The 15,915-nt window shown below is 61.9% G+C and carries 16 protein-coding genes; 8 read left to right on the forward strand and 8 right to left on the reverse strand.

Going from position 1 to position 15,915, the window contains the following annotated elements; genetic code table 11:
* Nucleotides 1-284: 284 nt before the first annotated feature.
* Complete coding sequence (locus WLQ66_RS12540) at nucleotides 285-1,247, reverse strand: acetyl-CoA carboxylase carboxyltransferase subunit alpha (RefSeq protein ID WP_340546683.1); 963 nt, start codon at nucleotides 1,245-1,247, stop codon at nucleotides 285-287.
* A 120-nt stretch (nucleotides 1,248-1,367) separates the two neighbouring features.
* Here WLQ66_RS12540 and WLQ66_RS12545 point away from each other — a divergent pair, with 120 nt between their 5' ends.
* The gene (locus WLQ66_RS12545) at nucleotides 1,368-2,204 is read left to right on the forward strand and encodes an AraC family transcriptional regulator (RefSeq protein ID WP_340546684.1); all 837 of its coding nucleotides are present in this window, start codon (nucleotides 1,368-1,370) and stop codon (nucleotides 2,202-2,204) included.
* A 3-nt stretch (nucleotides 2,205-2,207) separates the two neighbouring features.
* Here the strand turns inward: WLQ66_RS12545 and WLQ66_RS12550 are convergent, their stop codons facing one another.
* Nucleotides 2,208-2,804 (reverse strand): LysE family translocator, encoded by a 597-nt coding sequence (locus WLQ66_RS12550; protein WP_340546685.1) that lies wholly within the window; start codon nucleotides 2,802-2,804, stop codon nucleotides 2,208-2,210.
* Nucleotides 2,805-2,877: 73 nt separating this feature from the next.
* On the opposite strand from WLQ66_RS12550, the gene WLQ66_RS12555 reads away from it, so the two are divergent.
* A complete protein-coding gene (locus WLQ66_RS12555; RefSeq protein ID WP_340546686.1) occupies nucleotides 2,878-3,330 on the forward strand; it encodes an Lrp/AsnC family transcriptional regulator in 453 nt (150 codons plus the stop codon).
* 53 nt (nucleotides 3,331-3,383) lie between these two features.
* Here the strand turns inward: WLQ66_RS12555 and WLQ66_RS12560 are convergent, their stop codons facing one another.
* On the reverse strand, nucleotides 3,384-3,989 hold the full coding sequence (locus tag WLQ66_RS12560) for a hypothetical protein (RefSeq protein ID WP_340546687.1): 606 nt from the start codon (nucleotides 3,987-3,989) through the stop codon (nucleotides 3,384-3,386).
* A 52-nt stretch (nucleotides 3,990-4,041) separates the two neighbouring features.
* On the reverse strand, nucleotides 4,042-5,004 hold the full coding sequence (locus tag WLQ66_RS12565) for an L-malyl-CoA/beta-methylmalyl-CoA lyase (RefSeq protein ID WP_340546688.1): 963 nt from the start codon (nucleotides 5,002-5,004) through the stop codon (nucleotides 4,042-4,044).
* Between the two features lie 315 nt (nucleotides 5,005-5,319).
* Between WLQ66_RS12565 and dgcN the strand changes: the two genes are divergently transcribed.
* The 3 genes from dgcN to WLQ66_RS12580 all read left to right on the forward strand — a co-directional run bounded on the left by dgcN (nucleotide 5,320) and on the right by WLQ66_RS12580 (nucleotide 8,332).
* Entirely contained in the window at nucleotides 5,320-6,321 is a 1,002-nt protein-coding gene (gene dgcN / locus WLQ66_RS12570; RefSeq protein ID WP_340546689.1) for an N-acetyltransferase DgcN, read from the forward strand.
* A gap of 174 nt (nucleotides 6,322-6,495) precedes the next feature.
* Nucleotides 6,496-7,461, forward strand: coding sequence for an N-acetyl-D-Glu racemase DgcA (dgcA, locus tag WLQ66_RS12575; protein ID WP_340546690.1), 966 nt, complete (start codon nucleotides 6,496-6,498; stop codon nucleotides 7,459-7,461).
* Nucleotides 7,462-7,471: 10 nt separating this feature from the next.
* Nucleotides 7,472-8,332, forward strand: a complete 861-nt coding sequence (locus WLQ66_RS12580) for a D-amino-acid transaminase (RefSeq protein WP_340546691.1) — start codon at nucleotides 7,472-7,474, stop codon at nucleotides 8,330-8,332.
* Nucleotides 8,333-8,412: 80 nt separating this feature from the next.
* On the opposite strand, the gene WLQ66_RS12585 is transcribed toward WLQ66_RS12580, so the two are convergent.
* The 4 genes from WLQ66_RS12585 to ald all read right to left on the reverse strand — a co-directional run bounded on the left by WLQ66_RS12585 (nucleotide 8,413) and on the right by ald (nucleotide 12,066).
* Nucleotides 8,413-9,087, reverse strand: a complete 675-nt coding sequence (locus WLQ66_RS12585; protein ID WP_340546692.1) for a type 1 glutamine amidotransferase domain-containing protein — start codon at nucleotides 9,085-9,087, stop codon at nucleotides 8,413-8,415.
* 30 nt (nucleotides 9,088-9,117) lie between these two features.
* Nucleotides 9,118-10,149 carry an NADPH-dependent curcumin/dihydrocurcumin reductase gene (gene curA, locus WLQ66_RS12590; protein WP_340546693.1) on the reverse strand — a complete coding sequence of 344 codons (1,032 nt, stop codon included), beginning with the start codon at nucleotides 10,147-10,149 and terminating at the stop codon, nucleotides 9,118-9,120.
* Between the two features lie 73 nt (nucleotides 10,150-10,222).
* Nucleotides 10,223-10,807, reverse strand: coding sequence for a TetR/AcrR family transcriptional regulator (locus tag WLQ66_RS12595; RefSeq protein ID WP_340546694.1), 585 nt, complete (start codon nucleotides 10,805-10,807; stop codon nucleotides 10,223-10,225).
* Nucleotides 10,808-10,950: 143 nt separating this feature from the next.
* Nucleotides 10,951-12,066: an alanine dehydrogenase gene (gene ald, locus WLQ66_RS12600; RefSeq protein WP_340546695.1), complete on the reverse strand. Its 1,116-nt coding sequence runs from the start codon at nucleotides 12,064-12,066 to the stop codon at nucleotides 10,951-10,953.
* Nucleotides 12,067-12,203: 137 nt separating this feature from the next.
* Between ald and WLQ66_RS12605 the strand changes: the two genes are divergently transcribed.
* The 3 genes from WLQ66_RS12605 to ppk2 all read left to right on the forward strand — a co-directional run bounded on the left by WLQ66_RS12605 (nucleotide 12,204) and on the right by ppk2 (nucleotide 15,489).
* A complete protein-coding gene (locus tag WLQ66_RS12605; RefSeq protein WP_014875917.1) occupies nucleotides 12,204-12,662 on the forward strand; it encodes an Lrp/AsnC family transcriptional regulator in 459 nt (152 codons plus the stop codon).
* 102 nt (nucleotides 12,663-12,764) lie between these two features.
* On the forward strand, nucleotides 12,765-14,354 hold the full coding sequence (locus WLQ66_RS12610; protein ID WP_340546696.1) for a GMC family oxidoreductase: 1,590 nt from the start codon (nucleotides 12,765-12,767) through the stop codon (nucleotides 14,352-14,354).
* Nucleotides 14,355-14,571: 217 nt separating this feature from the next.
* Nucleotides 14,572-15,489: a polyphosphate kinase 2 gene (gene ppk2 / locus WLQ66_RS12615; protein WP_340546697.1), complete on the forward strand. Its 918-nt coding sequence runs from the start codon at nucleotides 14,572-14,574 to the stop codon at nucleotides 15,487-15,489.
* The last annotated feature ends 426 nt before the right edge of the window (nucleotides 15,490-15,915 follow it).

Below are 15,915 nucleotides of genomic sequence, written 5' to 3' on the forward strand. Positions count from 1 at the left end.
AGCGCTTGCGTACCGTTGCCCTGAGGGCCGGCGCTGATCGAGGATCGGAGGGAGCTGGATGACCGATCCCTCCTGTCTGGCCGATGAGGACGGCGAGACCGGGCCAGCAGTGCGGGCCGCTTTGCTCAGTTGCCGGTTGGCAGCCGGTGATGCACCGCTGATGTCACAAAGCCGACCGGGCGAGGGTCGGCTTTGTCGGCTGCTGTAGTGATGGCCATGCGCCCTGGCCCGGGCCGATATCCGCCCGGCGCCGCAAAGATGCGGACTTCAGGGCGGGGAAGGCGTCAGGCCGCCAGCCCCTTGGAGCCGATGTCCAGGAACTTCTGGCGCCGGTCCTTGATCAGCGTGGCGGCATCTTTGCCCTCCAGCTCGGCCAGCATCTCCGCCAGCGCGCCGCGCACCGCCTCAAAGGCGGCTTCGGCATTGCGATGGGCGCCGCCGAGCGGTTCCGGGATGATCTTATCCACCACGGCCAGCTCCTTGAGGTTCTGGGCGGTAAGGCGCAGGGCTTCGGCGGCTTCACGCATTTTCTCGGCATCCTTCCAGAGGATCGAGGCGCAGCCTTCGGGGCTGATCACGGAGTAAACCGAATGTTCCAGCATCGCGACGCGGTTCGCGGTGGCAAAGGCCACAGCGCCACCGGAGCCGCCTTCGCCGATGATGATGGAGATCAGCGGCACACCGATCTTGAGGCACATCTCGGTGGAGCGGGCAATGGCTTCGGATTGGCCGCGTTCTTCGGCACCTTTGCCGGGATAGGCGCCTGCGGTGTCCACAAGGGTCACCACGGGCAGGCCGAAACGACCGGCCATTTCCATCAGGCGGATGGCCTTGCGGTAGCCTTCGGGGCGGGCCATGCCAAAGTTATGGGCGATGCGGGCCTTGGTGTTGGACCCTTTTTCATGGCCGATCACCATCACCGGCTGGTCGTTGAAGCGGGCCAGGCCGCCCATGACCGCCAGATCATCGGCAAAGTTCCGGTCACCGGCCAGTGGCGTGTATTCGGTGAACAGCGCATCAATGTAATCGCGGCAATGCGGCCGTTCGGGGTGACGCGCGACCTGACATTTGCGCCAGGGGGTCAGATCCTTGTAAAGATCGATCAGCAACTGCGCCGCCTTGGCGTCTAGCGCTGCGGCCTCATCTGTCAGATCGGCCTCTTCATTGGCCCGGGCCAGGGCGCGCAGTTCTTCCGCCTTGCCTTCGATTTCGGCCAACGGTTTCTCAAAATCCATGTACTGGGTCATGTCGTCTCACTCGAGCGGTTTGCCCGATATATGGCCTCAAGGGGCGGCGGATGCAACTCAGCAAGATTTGTGAAGTGCTGCTATGGCACCCAAAACCGGTCAGAAGAGGGACGTTTTCCGATGAGCAACTCCTATGAGGACCGCATTCTGCGTGTGCTGGCGTATATCTACGACAACCCCGATGGGGATCTGTCGCTGGATGCGCTGGCGGATGTCGCGGCGATGTCGCGGTTCCATTGGCACCGGGTGTTTCGCGCCCTGACCGGGGAAACCTGCGCGCAGGCGGTGCGCCGTATCCGGCTGCATCTGGCGGCGACCGCTCTGGTGCAGGGCAGCGCGCGGATCGAGCGTATCGGCGAGGCTGCCGGCTATCCCAATCCACGTTCTTTTGCCCGTGTTTTCGCCGATGCCTATGGGGTGTCGCCCGCTGCGTTTCGCAAAAGAGGCCGTCTTCTGCCGCCAAATCCCAATCTGATTGCCAAAGGAGAACCCATGTTACCCGTTACCCTTCGCACCGAACCCGGCCGCAGGCTGGCCGCGCTCGCCCACAAAGGCGCCTATAGCGAGATTGGTCGCAGTTTCGAGGCCTTTTCCGCGCTTTGTACGGCGCGCAATCTCTGGCCGCAGATGCGCCAGATGATCGGTGTCTACCTCGACAGTCCGGATGCTGTTCCGGATGCGGAGCTGCGCAGCTTCGCCGGGGCCAGCACGGCCGATGACAGCGTCCTGCCGGAGGGGATGGAAGAGGTTGTCTTGCCCGGCGGCAAGACCGCAGTCCTGACTTACAAGGGGCCATACTCCGGGATCCATGCGGCCTATGGCGATCTGTTCGGGGCCTGGTTACCGCAGTCGCAGGAAGAGCCGGCCGATGCGCCCTGTTACGAGATCTATCTCAATGATCCGCATCAGGTCGCGCCGGAGGAGCTGCTGACCGAAATCTGCCTGCCGCTGAAGTGAGTGTCAGCCCTGTAGCAGGATCGCGGCCAGCGAGGCCAACAGCAGCGCCGCCATGGTCCAGTTGAATGCCCGCAGCTGGGCGGGCCGGGTCAGCAGCCGTCGCAGTTGCTGACCCAGGATGGTCCAGGTCGAGGCTGAGAAACAGCCAATCAGCAGATAGGTGCCCGATACCCAGAGGATCGCCGTCACATCGCGGCTGGCTGCATAGAGGGTGATCGCGCCGAGTGCCATTGCCCAGGCCTTTGGGTTGACCCATTGGAAGGCACAGGCCTGAAGAAAGCTGAGCGGCGTGCCCTGTGCCTCGCCGTCCTGCGGCGGGGCCGCATTGGCGACCTTCCAGGCCAGCCAGAGCATATAGGCCACCGACAGGGCGGTCATGATCCAGGTGAGTGGCGGGAAGGCGTCGAACAGCTGCATCACGCCAAGGCCCACCGGCAGGATCATCAGCGGAAAGCCGATCGCCACGCCAAGAAGATGTGGCAGGGTGCGCTGGAAACCGAAATTGGCGCCTGAGGCCATCAACATTAGATTGTTGGGACCGGGCGTGAAAACAGTGCCGAAGACAAAAGCCGCAAGGGCGAGGAAGAGTTCATAAGTCATGGCGATGAAAATGCAGGGTCTCGGCGTGAATGAAATTGCGTTCTCTGCGTGAATGGATCATGTTTTGCAACAAATGGCGAAACTTGATCAGATAAACGACAAGATATTGCGTGAGCTAACCCGGGACGGGCGGATCAGCAATCTGGAGCTCGCCGGCCGGGTTGGTCTGTCGCCCTCCGCCTGTCTGCGCCGGGTACAAGAGATGGAGCGCAGCGGTCTCATCACCGGCTACCGTGCGGTGTTGAACCGTCAGGCGCTGGGCGTGGGGTTTGTCACTTATATCGGCGTTGGCCTTGGCGAACACACCAAGGAGGCGCAGGAGGCCTTTGAGGTTGCGATGCGACAGGCGCCGGAGGTGGTGGAGTGCCACAATATCACCGGCACCATCGAATATCTGCTGCGGGTCGAATGCGCAGATCTGCCAAGTTACAAGAAGTTTCACACCGATATTCTGGGCACGTCGCCTTATGTCACTTCGATCACCACCTATGTGGTCATGGGATCACCCAAGGATCTGCGGGCCTAAGCGCCGGGGTGGTGGTATTTTTGAGTATTTGAGGAAAGGTGACAGGGCTGCTGTCACCTTTCGGCCAGGGTGGCGCGCATGGCGATGGCAGGGGAGGCCAGTACGGGGATCTCCGTTTTCACGAGATCAGCAGCCCCGGCCATCGAGGCCTGCGCCAGGACCACACAGGCGGTATCAGCCACCAAGGCCAGGCTTGTGCTGATCCAGGTGGCGATCTCGGTGTGGAACAACTCGCTGTTGCCATTGGTGAAATGAGGCCAGAGGCCGGTCAGCGGCAGGCTGCGGATCTCGGCGGTCTGGCCGTTTTGGGCGAAGGCGCGTTCGAGCAGCGCAGTGGAGGCCGCGCGGGTGCTGTCCAGGCAGTAGGCGAGCAGCACCGGACCGCCGATCTGGGCGGCGACCTGCATCATCGGCCAGTCGAGTCGCGTGGCGCCAGCGGTTTCCGCCAGCTCGCCCAGCGTGGTGCAGGTGCACAGGGCGGGACCGGTGACCTGGCGGATCTCGGCGGTGACCTCCTCGCGCAGGGTGTCGTCGATGCCATTTTGCGCCCGTTCCAGCCAGTCGGGGCGGACAATGTGGTGCAGTTTTGCCGAGCCGGCCAGCGCCTCGAAGGTTGCCACATGGACGTCGGCCGTATGGATGAGCGTGAGGTCGGTCATGATCTGCGCCTGTGGTTGGGCGGGAGCGCGGTTGCGCTCCCGGCTTTCTGGGTCAGCTGTTGCTGGCGATCAGGTCCGATTGGGCGACAATCACCTCGGCCTGTTTGATCGAGGCGATATCGACCAGGCGACCCTTGTAGACGGTGGCGCCTTCGCCGTTGGCCTTGGCGGTTTCCATTGCGGCAAGGATTTCGCGGGCCTCGGAGACTGCCTCTTGCGACGGGGTGAAGACCTGATTGGCCAGTGCGATCTGTTTGGGGTGGATGGCCCATTTCCCGACCATCCCCAGCGTGGCGGAGCGTTTGGCCTGGGCGATATAGCCCTCGTCATCAGAGAAATCTCCGAATGGACCGTCCACCGGCAGGATGCCATGGGTGCGACAGGCGGCAACGATGGCGGCCTGCGCCCAGTGCCAGGGATCGGACCAGTGTTTTTCGCCCGCGCGCAGCATGTAGTAGTCTTCCTGCGTGCCGCCGATGCCGGTGGTCTGCATGCCCATCGAGGCCGCGAAATCCGCCGCACCCAGCGACATGGCCTGAAGGCGCGGGCTGCTGGCGGCGATGGCTTCGACATGGGCGATGCCCGCAGCGGATTCGATGATCACCTCAAAGGATACCGGTTTGCTGCGGCCCTTGGCGCGTTCAATGGCGGTGACCAGCGCGTCGACCGCATAGACGTCTTCAGCGCAGCCCACCTTGGGGATCATGATCTGATCGAGGCGGTCACCGGCCTGTTCCAAAAGATCCACAACATCGCGATACCAATAGGGCGTATCCAGCCCGTTGATGCGCACCGACATGTATTTGTTGCCCCAATCGACCGTGTTCAGGGCCTCGATCACATTGGCGCGGGCGCTGTCCTTGTCGGAGGGGGCTACCGAATCTTCTAGATCGAGGTTGATCACATCCGCTGCCGAGGCCGCCATTTTGGGAAAGAGCTTGGTGTTGGAGCCGGGGCCGAACAACTGGCAACGGTTGGGGCGGGCCGGGGCGGCGGGTTGGATGCGAAAACTCATGCTGGTGACCTTTGGGTAATGAAGTGTCAAATTTTCCTTCTGTTTTGGTATTAAATTACGATCCGACCTGCAAGGAATTTGTGCAAGCGCAGCATTGCAGATGCAGAAAGCGGCAGCTCTGACGCGTGCCTGCGGGCGCAACCAAGCAAGGAACGCGCGCATCCTTCGCGAGGATCGAACAATCTTCGTGTAATTCGCGAAAACGTCGAAGAAATCTGCGTTGACCTGCGGATATTGCGTGGAATTCGGGAGCCTCTCGCAGAGCGGCTCTCTTACACTCGCGCGGAACTCGACTTTTACTCAGGAGGCCCCGCCATGATCGAGACCCCGTATCTGCTGTTTCTGGGCGACGCGCCCGATATGCTGGCTGCCAAGGTGGCCATCGGTATCCGTGACTGGCGGCCCGACCATGCGGTGGGCCAGATCCGCCTGCCAGGCTGTGGTGCCGATCTGGGGCTGACCGACATGACGCTGGCAGAGGCCAAGGCCGCCGGTGCCAAGACGCTGGTGATCGGTGTTGCCAACCGGGGCGGCGTGATCTCTCCGGCGTGGAAAGAGGTGCTGATTGCGGCCCTCGAGATGGGCTATGATCTGGCGTCTGGCCTGCACAACCTGCTGCGCGATGAGGGCGATCTGGTGGCAGCTGCCCAGACCCATGGCGGCACCCTGCATGATGTGCGCGTGCCCACTGTTGGCTATCCGATCGCCAATGGGGTGAAGCGCAGCGGCAAGCGCTGTCTGGCGGTTGGCACGGATTGTTCGGTCGGCAAGATGTATACCGCGCTGGCGATGGATGCCGAGATGCAGGAACGCGGGATGAAGTCGTCCTTCCGCGCGACGGGTCAGACGGGTATTCTGATCACCGGCCAGGGCGTGCCGCTGGATGCCGTGATTGCGGATTTCATGGCCGGTGCCGTCGAGTATCTGACGCCGGACAATGAAGACGACCACTGGGATCTGATCGAAGGTCAGGGCTCTTTGTTTCACGTGTCGTATTCCGGGGTGACCATGGCACTGGTGCATGGTGGGCAGCCGGATGCGCTGATCCTGTGCCATGAGCCGACCCGTGAGCATATGCGTGGCCTGCCGGGATATAAGCTGCCGAGCCTGGAGCAGCTGCGTGATACCGCGCTGCCGCTGGCGCAGGTTTCCAACCCGGACTGCAAGGTTGTCGGCATTTCCGTCAACACCCAGCATTTGAGCGAGGAAGAGGCGAAATCCTACCTCGCCGAGGTCGAGGCGCGGATGGGTCTGCCTGCGGTTGACCCCTATCGCCATGGCGCTGGCCGTCTGGTGGACGCGCTGAACGCGGTGTGATCTAACCTTGCTGTCGCCGGGGTGGTCCGACAGGATCGGAGCCTCCGGCGGGAGTATTTCGGGAAAGATGACATCCGGGGCCTGCGTCCTTGCCGGCGCCTTGTCCGGTTGGATCCCGCGCGGTCGGATTTGACCAAATAGAGATTGACTAAAACCGCAGTGATGGAGACAGCCATGCAGATCAGCGTGACCCCCGATACCTTCAAGCTGGCGCAGGTCTTTACCATCTCCCGCGGCTCGCGCACCGAGGCCAAGGTGCTGACGGTCCGCATTGAGCAGGATGGTATGACGGGCTGGGGCGAATGTGTGCCCTATGCGCGCTATGGCGAGACGCTTGAGAGTGTCACTGCCGAGATTGAAGGTCTGCCCGAGACATTTGGTCGTGAAGAGCTGCAATCGCTCCTGCCTGCGGGCGCGGCGCGCAACGCAGTGGATTGTGCGCTATGGGATCTGGAAGCGAAACGGGCGGGCAAGCGCGTCTGGGAGCTGGCAGGTCTGCCGGAGCCAAAGCCCGAGATCACCGCCTATACGCTGTCGCTTGATAGCCCCGAGAACATGCAGGCGCAGGCAGCGAAGAATGCCTATCGTCCGCTTCTGAAGATCAAGCTGGGGACCGCTGACGATATGGCCCGCCTGGAAGCCGTGCGCGCGGGTGCGCCTGATGCGCGGATCATCGTTGATGCCAATGAGGGGTGGAGCGCGGAGGTCTATGCCGATCTTGCCCCGCATCTGGTGCGGCTGGGTGTGGCGCTGGTTGAACAGCCGCTGCCCGCGGGAGAGGATGAGGCCCTGTTAGGGATGGAGCGGCCGGTGCCGGTCTGCGCCGATGAGAGCTGCCATGACCGTGAGAGCCTTGCTGCGCTTGAAGGGAAATATGATGTCATCAATATCAAGCTGGACAAGACCGGCGGGCTGACCGAAGCGCTGAAACTGCGCGAGGCGGCACTGGCGCGGGGCTTTGATGTGATGGTGGGCTGCATGGTGGGATCGTCTCTGGCGATGGCCCCTGCGACACTGGTGGCGCAGGGTGCGGTGGTCACGGACCTTGACGGGCCGCTGCTTCTGGCCGAAGACCGCGAGGAACCGTTGAATTTCGACGCAGCCGGCGTGCACCCGCCGAACGCAGCCTTGTGGGGTTAAGGAGACCAAGATGACCCGTACCGTATATGTGAATGGCGAATACCTGCCCGAGACCGAAGCCAAGGTCTCCATTTTTGACCGCGGCTTTCTGATGGCGGATGCGGTCTATGAGGTGACGTCGGTTCTGGGCGGCAAGCTGATCGATTTCGAAGGTCACGCCGTGCGTCTGAAGCGCTCGCTGGATGAGCTGGAGATGGCGGAGCCCTGCTCGAAGGAAGAGCTGCTGGAGATCCACCGCAAGCTGGTTGAACTGAACGGTATCGAGGAAGGCCTGGTCTATCTGCAGGTCAGCCGTGGCTCGGACGGGGATCGTGATTTTGTGTTCCCCTCTGCCGATACCCAGCCGACGCTGGTGCTGTTTACCCAGAACAAACCCGGTCTTGCGGACAGCCCGGCAGCCAAGAAAGGCGCCAAGATCATCTCGATCGAGGACATCCGCTGGGGCCGTCGCGACATCAAGACCGTGCAGCTGCTCTACCCCTCCATGGGCAAGATGATGGCCAAGAAGGCCGGCGCAGATGACGCCTGGATGATCGAGGATGGTCATGTGACCGAGGGGACGTCGAACAACGCCTATTTCGTCAAGGATGGCGTGATCGTCACCCGCCCGCTGTCCAATGACATTCTGCACGGCATCACTCGCAAGGCGGTTCTGCGCATGGCGGAAGAGGCGCAGCTGAAAGTGGAAGAGCGCCTGTTCACCATCGAGGAAGCCAAGGCGGCGGATGAGGCCTTTACCACCTCGGCTTCTGCTTTCGTGATGCCGGTTGTTGAAATTGATGGTGTAGCGCTGGGCGATGGTACGCCGGGCCCGATCGCCAAGCGCCTGCGCGAGATCTATCTGGAAGAAAGCATGAAAGAAGCGATCTGATCGCGCTGTTCTGCGAGACCGGAAAAGGCCGCCCCCCGTGATGGAGGGCGGCCTTTTTATTGGTGGTCTTTCGCGCGTCGTTAGAGAAGCGACATCAGCTTGCGGGCTGCATCCTCGGAGGAGGCCGGGTTCTGTCCGGTGACCAGCTTGCCGTCGATGATGGCAAATTCCGCCCAGTCGTCCTGTTTTTCATACAGGCCGCCATTGGCTTTCAGCATGTCCTCGACCAGGAAGGGCACCACATCGGTGAGGCCAACGGCCTCTTCCTCGGTGTTGGTGAATCCGGTGACACGCTTGCCCGCCACCAGCGGTTTGCCATCGGCCCCCTCGGTGTGGCGGAACACGGCCGGGGCGTGGCAGACGGCGCCGACCGGGCGGTCGCTCCGGGCGAACCCTTCGATCAGGCGGCGGCTGTCGGCGTCTTCGGCCAGATCCCAGAGCGGGCCGTGGCCACCGGGGTAGAAGATCGCATCGAAACCTGCGTCTGTCACCTCGGACAGCACCTTGGTGTTGGCCAAGGCGCCCTGTGCGGCGGGATCGTCCTTGAACCGGCGGGTGGCTTCGGTCTGGGCGCTGTCATCGTCGCTTTTGGGGTCAAGTGGCGGCTGGCCGCCCTTGGGCGAGGCCAGCGTGACTTCGGCTCCGGCATCTTTGAACACGTAGTAGGGGGCGGCGAATTCCTCCAGCCAGAAGCCGGTTTTTTCGCCCGTGTCGCCCAGTTGGTCGTGGGATGTGAGAACCATCAGGATTTTCATCTCGGGTCTCCTTTCCATATGAGGTTCAGATCAGTCGGCGAGGTGAATGACGCGTTTGCCAAAGGCCTCGCCTCTCAGGAGACCAACGAATGCGGCGGGCGCTTGTTCCAGACCTTCGATCATTTCCTCGCGGTATTTCACTTTGCCGTCCTGTACCCAGCCGGTCATCTGCTTGGCGAACTCCGGGTAGAGGTGGCCGAAATCGTCAAAGACAATGAAGCCGCGCATGGTGATGCGCTTGCGCAGCAGCTGGCCCATCAGATAGTTCATCCGGTCGGGGCCTTCGGGCAGGGCGGTGGCATTATACTGGGAGATGAGGCCGCAGAGCGGGATCCGAGCCGAGGGGTTCAACAGCGGCATCACCGCATCGAAGACTGCACCGCCGACGTTCTCGAAATAGATGTCGATGCCATCCGGGACCGCCTTGGCGAGATCGTCGGCAAAGCTATCAGTCTTGTAATCTATGCAGGCATCAAAGCCCAAAGTGTCGACGACATGCTGGCATTTTTCGGCCCCGCCGGCGATGCCGACAACGCGCAAACCGAGGATCTTGCCGATCTGGCCAACGGTCGCGCCCACGGGTCCGCTGGCGCCTGCGACCACCAGTGTTTCGCCTTCCTTTGGCTGCCCGATCTGGGTGAGACCCGCCCAGGCGGTGAGACCGGGCATGCCCAGAACACCAAGCGCCCAGGAGGGGTTCTGCGGGGTCTTGCCCATATTGATGGTGAGGGTGCCATCAGACAGTGCATAGTCCTGCCAGCCGCCGAAGGCGACAACCCAGTCGCCCGGTTCGTACCCTTGAAGGTTGGAGGTCACGACCTGGGCAACGGTGCCGCCCACCATGACCTCTCCGATTTCGACCGGAGCGGCATAAGACGGGGCGCTGCTCATCCGGCCGCGCATGTAGGGGTCCAGCGACAGGTATTCGTTGCGCAGCAGCATCTGGCCTTCGCCGGGGGTCGGGATGTCGCTGGTTTCCAGGCGCAGGGTGCTGTCGGTCGGCTCACCCTTGGGGCGCTCTGCGAGGACGAATTTGCGGTTGGTGCTGTCGGACTGTGGCATGGGATGGTTCCTCTCTGATGAAGTTGCGAACTAGACCGATCGTCTAGTGGTTGGAAAATTTTTTTGGCGCGGATCAGCTCTGCGGTGGTGGGAGCATGATCAGGGTCTGGGACATGGCGGTTTCAACCGGCGCGCCGTCCTGGGACAGATGTGCCATGAGGCTGGCGCCCAGCCAGATCTGGTAGAGGGTTGTGGCGGTCTGGTCGGGATCGACACTGGTGGCCAAAGACCCATCCGCCTGCGCGCCGCGAAGGCAGTCGGACAGGCGGGCGACGATCGATTCAACGCCGTGTTGCAGGATCGCGCGCATGTCGGCGGACAGATCGGACACTTCTGCTGCTAGCTTCACGATCAGGCATTTCTGCTCTGCGTTGCCGGAGATCTGGCGATCTTTCCAGCAGCGGAAATAGCCCAGCACCTGATCCCGCCCCGATTGTTCGGGATCATTCAGCGTGTGCCGGAGCTCCAGCCGATATTGATCAACATAGTGGCGCAGGAGCGCGCAGCCATAATCCTCTTTCGAGGCGAAATAGTGATAGAAGGAGCCTTTGGGCACCTGCGCCGTGCTCAGCAGCTCGGTCAGGCCAACCGAGGTGTAGCCGCGCTGTGCGGTCAGCTTGCGGCCGGTGTCCAGAATTTGCAGGCGTGTCTCACTCATGACGCTAGACATAAGCTGACTAGACCGATTGTCTAGTGGCGCTTACAGAATTATTTCTGCGGCGGATCAAACCTGCTGAAAATGCGACAAGGCCCCGCGATTGCGGGGCCTTGTTCAGGCTGATGCCAAGTGTGAGGGAGGTGTTACTTGATCATCAGTTGTGGGGAGACGACGTCGATACCCAGTGCCTTGCCGACGGCGAAATAGGTCAGCTTGCCCGCGTGGACGTTCAGACCGTTCAGCAGGTGCGGATCATCGGCGCAGGCCTGTTTCCATCCTTTGTTGGCGAGGTTCAGCATGAAGGGCAGGGTCGCATTGCCCAGGGCCTGGGTCGAGGTGCGCGCGACGGCGCCCGGCATGTTGGCCACGCAGTAGTGCATGATGCCGTCGACTTCGTAGATCGGGTCGGCGTGGGTGGTGGCTCTGGAGGTCTCGAAGCAGCCGCCCTGGTCGATAGCGACGTCGACCAGAACCGCACCCGGCTTCATCTCGCTGAGCTGTGCACGGGAGACCAGTTTCGGCGCCGCGGCACCGGGGATCAGAACCGCACCGATCACCATATCGGCGTCACGGACCAGCTCAGCGGTGGCACCAGCGGTGGAATACTGGTTCTTGAAGTCGCGACCGAAGACATCGTCGAGGTACTTCAGGCGTGTGAGCGACCGGTCGAGAATAGTGACATCTGCGCCCATGCCCGCAGCGATCTTGGCCGCATGGGTGCCGACCACACCGCCGCCGATCACAACAACCTTGGCGGGGGCCACGCCGGGCACGCCGCCCATCAGAACGCCACGGCCACCGTTTGCCTTTTGCAGGGTGTATGCGCCAACCTGCGGGGCCAGACGGCCGGCCACTTCGGACATCGGCGCCAGCAGCGGCAGGCCGCCACGGTCGTCGGTCACGGTTTCATAGGCGATGGCGGTACAGCCGCTTTCCAGAAGGTCCTTTGTCTGCTCCGGATCGGGGGCCAGGTGCAGATAAGTGAACAGCAGCTGGCCTTCGCGCAGCATCTTGCGCTCAACGGCCTGGGGTTCCTTGACCTTCACGATCATGTCGGCGGTCGCGAAGATCTCTTCGGCGGTGTCGATGATGGCGGCACCAGCGGCGACGTAATCCTCATCGGTGAAACCTGCACCCATGCCAGCACCGGCCTGGATCAGGACAGAATGTCCGTGGTTAACGGCTTCACGGGCGGCGTCCGGCGTCATGCCGACGCGGAATTCCTGCGGCTTGATCTCTGTGGGGCATCCGATTTTCATGTAATCACTCCTCCTACATGCTTGCGCTATTGTGCCGCAGGCGCAGTGAAAAGTGCTTCTTTTTTGGGCAGATTAAAAAGGTGCAGATCGAAGGTTCTTCGAATATATTGTAACTTTGACGAAGGATCTTTCACCATATGTCACTTGATCACACGGATCGTCGGATCTTGCAGGTGTTGCAGAAGCAGGGCCGGATCTCCAACGCAGAGCTGAGCGAACAGGTTAACCTGTCTGCGTCGGCCTGCCACCGACGGGTCCAGCGCCTGGAGGCGGATGGCTATATCCGCAATTATGTCGCGCTGCTGGATGCACGCAAGATGAACTTGCCCGCAACGGTATTTGTGGAGATTACCCTGCAAAGCCAGGCCGACGAGCTGCTGGACGCGTTTGAGAAGGCAGTGGCACGCATTCCGGATGTGCTTGAATGTCATCTGATGGCGGGAACGGCGGATTACATCCTGAAGGTGGTGGCTGAAAACACCGATGATTTCGCCCGCATCCATCGCCAGCATCTGACGCGACTGCCCGGCGTGGCGCAGATGCAAAGCTCCTTTGCGCTGCGTACGGTGTTCAAGACCACGGCGCTGCCGGTCTGATCGGGGCAGCGGCCCTTTGGCAGGGCGGCTTGTCAGGCTCCGTGATCTGGGAAAGACTGCTCCGGCAGAACAAGACGGCAGGATCGTCGCGGGCGGGGGCATATGGACTGGGACTATATCATCATTGGCGCGGGCAGCGCGGGGTGTGTGCTGGCCAACCGGTTGAGTGCCGCAGGGCAGCGCGTGCTGCTGTTGGAAGCGGGAGGCCGGGACAACTACCATTGGGTGCATATCCCGATGGGATATCTCTATTGCATCAACAATCCGCGTACCGACTGGATGTATCGGACCGAGGCCGAGGCCGGGCTGAACGGGCGGGCGCTGATCTATCCGCGTGGCAAGGTGCTGGGCGGCTGTTCCTCCATCAACGGGATGTTGTACCTGCGCGGACAGGCGGCGGATTATGACGGCTGGCGTCAGCGCGGCCTGACCGGCTGGGGCTGGGACGACGTGCTGCCCTATTTCAAGAAGTCAGAGGATTACGTCGAAGGGCCGTCCGATCTGCACGGCTCGGGCGGCGAATGGCGGGTGGAAAACCAGCGGCTGCATTGGGATGTGCTGGACGACTGGATGCAGGCGGCCGCGGACTGGGGGCTGCCAAAGGTCACGGATTTCAACACCGGTAACAACGAAGGAGTCGGTTACTTCCGGGTGAATCAGCGTGGCGGCTGGCGGATGAACACCGCAAAGGCGTTTCTGCGGACTGCCACCGGCGAGACACTGAAGGTCGAGACCGGCGCCCATACACGGCGCATTCTGATCGAAGAGGGCCGGGCGGTGGGCGTGGAGTACAGCCAGGGTGGCGTGATCAGGACCGCGCGGACGCGGGGGGAAATCGTGCTGTCGGCGGGCGCAATCAACAGCCCTCAGATCCTGCAACTCTCTGGCCTGGGTCCGGCGGAACTGCTGCGGGCGCATGGGATCGAGGTGCATCGTGACCTACCTGAGATTGGGCGGAACCTTCAGGATCATCTGCAGCTGCGCTGCGCCTGGCGGCTGAGCGGGGCAAAGACGCTGAACACGCTGGCAAACTCGCTGATTGGCAAGGTGAAGATCGCTGCCGAATATGCGCTGCGCCGGTCTGGCCCGATGTCGATGGCGCCCAGTCAGCTGGGTGCGTTTTCACGGTCGCGCCCGGATCTGGCAACGCCGGATCTGGAGTATCACGTGCAGCCCCTGACGCTGGAGGCATTTGGTCAGCCGCTGCATGACTTTCCGGGGCTGACGGCGAGTGTGTGCAACCTGCGGCCCGAAAGCCGGGGTGAGGTGGCGATCACCAGCGCCGATCCGATGCAGGCGCCGCGTATTGCACCCAATTACCTGTCAACCGCAGGCGATCGTCAGGTCGCGGTCGCCGCGATCCGGCAGGCACGCGCGATCATGGGGCAGTCCGCCATGCGCCGCTATCTGCCGGAGGAGCTGAAGCCGGGCGGCGGATCCGATGAGGAGGCGGATCTGATGCAGGCAGCGGGTGATATCGGCACCACGATATTTCACCCGACCTGTACGGTGCGGATGGGCATCGAGGAGACGGCGCCGGTGGATGGGGCACTTCGGCTGCGCGGAGTGGCGGGGCTGCGGGTGGTTGATGCCAGTGTGATGCCGGTGATTCCCAGCGGCAATACCAATGCCCCCACAATCATGATCGCGGAAAAGGCAGCTGACATGATTTTGAGTGATCATCGCGCGTAATTGGCGTTTCTCGCACCGTGCCCCCTTGCGCCCGTTCGGATTATTCGATTCCCTGTTCTGACCCTGTCGGCGGTCGCGCCACGGGGAGCGATGGCCTGTTGGCAGTGACGGCGCGGAGTGCCGACGGATCTCTGCGACGGTATGGTGTGACATGAAACAATCACATCCGCCTGCTACTGCCGCGTGACTGACCACTAACCGACCAAGGAGCCCGAGCGTGACCAGCGAGTATGACCCTGATTCCTTTGACTGGCTGGACGCTGAACTTCAGGACACGTTGGACGAAGATTTCGAGATCGAGTTCGCCGAACCGATGCTGTCGATGGAGCTGCGCAAGATCTATCGCTCACAGCATCCGGAGATGCTGGACCGTAAGGTCTATTTCCGCAATCTGCTGCGGTTGCAGGCGGAGCTGATCAAGGTGCAGGACTGGGTCCAGCACACTGGGGCAAAGGTCTGCATCCTGTTTGAGGGCCGCGACAGCGCAGGCAAGGGCGGGGTGATCAAGCGGATCACCCAGCGCCTGAACCCGCGGGTAGCGCGGGTGGTGGCCTTGCCCGCCCCCAGCCGCCGTGAGCAGAGCCAGTGGTATTTCCAGCGCTATGTGCCGTATCTGCCGGCGGCGGGTGAAATCGTGCTCTTCGACCGCTCCTGGTACAATCGCGCCGGGGTGGAGCGGGTCATGGGATTTGCCAGCGATGACCAGGTCGAACAGTTCTTTCAGGACGTTCCCGAATTCGAGCGGATGCTGGTTCGGTCGGGCATCATCCTGCTGAAATACTGGTTCTCCATCACCGATGAAGAACAGCAGCTGCGGTTTCTCATGCGGATCCATGATCCGATGAAACAGTGGAAGCTGTCGCCGATGGATCTGGAGAGCCGAATCCGCTGGGAGCAGTATACCAAGGCCAAGGAGGATATGTTCGAGCGCACCAATATCCCGGAAGCGCCCTGGTATATCGTCGAGGGCAACGACAAGAAGCGCGAGCGGCTGAACTGTATCGAGCATCTGCTGACGAAGATTCCATATAGCGAGGTGCCGAGCGAACGGGTCTCGCTGCCGGACCGGGAGTACAAGCCCGATTACGAACGCCGGGTGCTGCCGGATGACCTCTATGTGCCCAAGATCTACTGACGGCAGGCCGTTTGTCGCGTCTGGACAGCCGCCGGGACCGGGCCCTGGCTGCGCCTGATCGGGCGGGCGCGCAGGCGTGGTGCGGGGCTGTTAGGGAAAGCGCAGTCAGGGCGCTGTCTACCCGTGGGTTCTGAGGAGAGAAGGAACCCGGAGCGGCAAATGCCTTGGTTGTAAGGGGGTAAGACAAGCGCCTGATGGGGGGGAGACGCTGCCTGCTCCGGGTTTAAACCACCGGGTGTTCCAGATCCGATGGAGCGGGCAGCTGCTGGGGAAACGCTTCAGCCTGCCCGTGCATTAACCAGACTAGCGCAGTTTTCCTGAAACGAACACACGTATTGCGTGTATTTTTTGATAAAATATTAATTTTATAGGCGACGGATTGTCGCACTCGCTATTTTTGGGGAGGCCAAAAACGACAAACCCCCG

It is taken from the genome of Phaeobacter sp. A36a-5a, assembly GCF_037911135.1.
In the GTDB taxonomy this organism is placed as follows: domain Bacteria; phylum Pseudomonadota; class Alphaproteobacteria; order Rhodobacterales; family Rhodobacteraceae; genus Phaeobacter; species Phaeobacter bryozoorum.

Excerpts from the sequence above, each read along its gene's own strand:
- dgcN (WP_340546689.1), top strand. The coding sequence starts at position 5,320 with ATGATCGAGACCCCGTATCTGCTGTTTCTGGGCGACGCGCCCGATATG.
- WLQ66_RS12565 (WP_340546688.1), bottom strand. The coding sequence starts at position 5,004 with ATGAGTTTTCGCATCCAACCCGCCGCCCCGGCCCGCCCCAACCGTTGC.
- WLQ66_RS12580 (WP_340546691.1), top strand. The coding sequence starts at position 7,472 with ATGACCCGTACCGTATATGTGAATGGCGAATACCTGCCCGAGACCGAA.
- WLQ66_RS12555 (WP_340546686.1), top strand. The coding sequence starts at position 2,878 with ATGGCGAAACTTGATCAGATAAACGACAAGATATTGCGTGAGCTAACC.
- WLQ66_RS12540 (WP_340546683.1), bottom strand. The coding sequence starts at position 1,247 with ATGACCCAGTACATGGATTTTGAGAAACCGTTGGCCGAAATCGAAGGC.
- curA (WP_340546693.1), bottom strand. The coding sequence starts at position 10,149 with ATGCCACAGTCCGACAGCACCAACCGCAAATTCGTCCTCGCAGAGCGC.
- WLQ66_RS12595 (WP_340546694.1), bottom strand. The coding sequence starts at position 10,807 with ATGAGTGAGACACGCCTGCAAATTCTGGACACCGGCCGCAAGCTGACC.
- WLQ66_RS12605 (WP_014875917.1), top strand. The coding sequence starts at position 12,204 with ATGTCACTTGATCACACGGATCGTCGGATCTTGCAGGTGTTGCAGAAG.
- WLQ66_RS12560 (WP_340546687.1), bottom strand. The coding sequence starts at position 3,989 with ATGACCGACCTCACGCTCATCCATACGGCCGACGTCCATGTGGCAACC.
- dgcA (WP_340546690.1), top strand. The coding sequence starts at position 6,496 with ATGCAGATCAGCGTGACCCCCGATACCTTCAAGCTGGCGCAGGTCTTT.
- WLQ66_RS12550 (WP_340546685.1), bottom strand. The coding sequence starts at position 2,804 with ATGACTTATGAACTCTTCCTCGCCCTTGCGGCTTTTGTCTTCGGCACT.
- ald (WP_340546695.1), bottom strand. The coding sequence starts at position 12,066 with ATGAAAATCGGATGCCCCACAGAGATCAAGCCGCAGGAATTCCGCGTC.
- WLQ66_RS12585 (WP_340546692.1), bottom strand. The coding sequence starts at position 9,087 with ATGAAAATCCTGATGGTTCTCACATCCCACGACCAACTGGGCGACACG.
- WLQ66_RS12610 (WP_340546696.1), top strand. The coding sequence starts at position 12,765 with ATGGACTGGGACTATATCATCATTGGCGCGGGCAGCGCGGGGTGTGTG.
- WLQ66_RS12545 (WP_340546684.1), top strand. The coding sequence starts at position 1,368 with ATGAGCAACTCCTATGAGGACCGCATTCTGCGTGTGCTGGCGTATATC.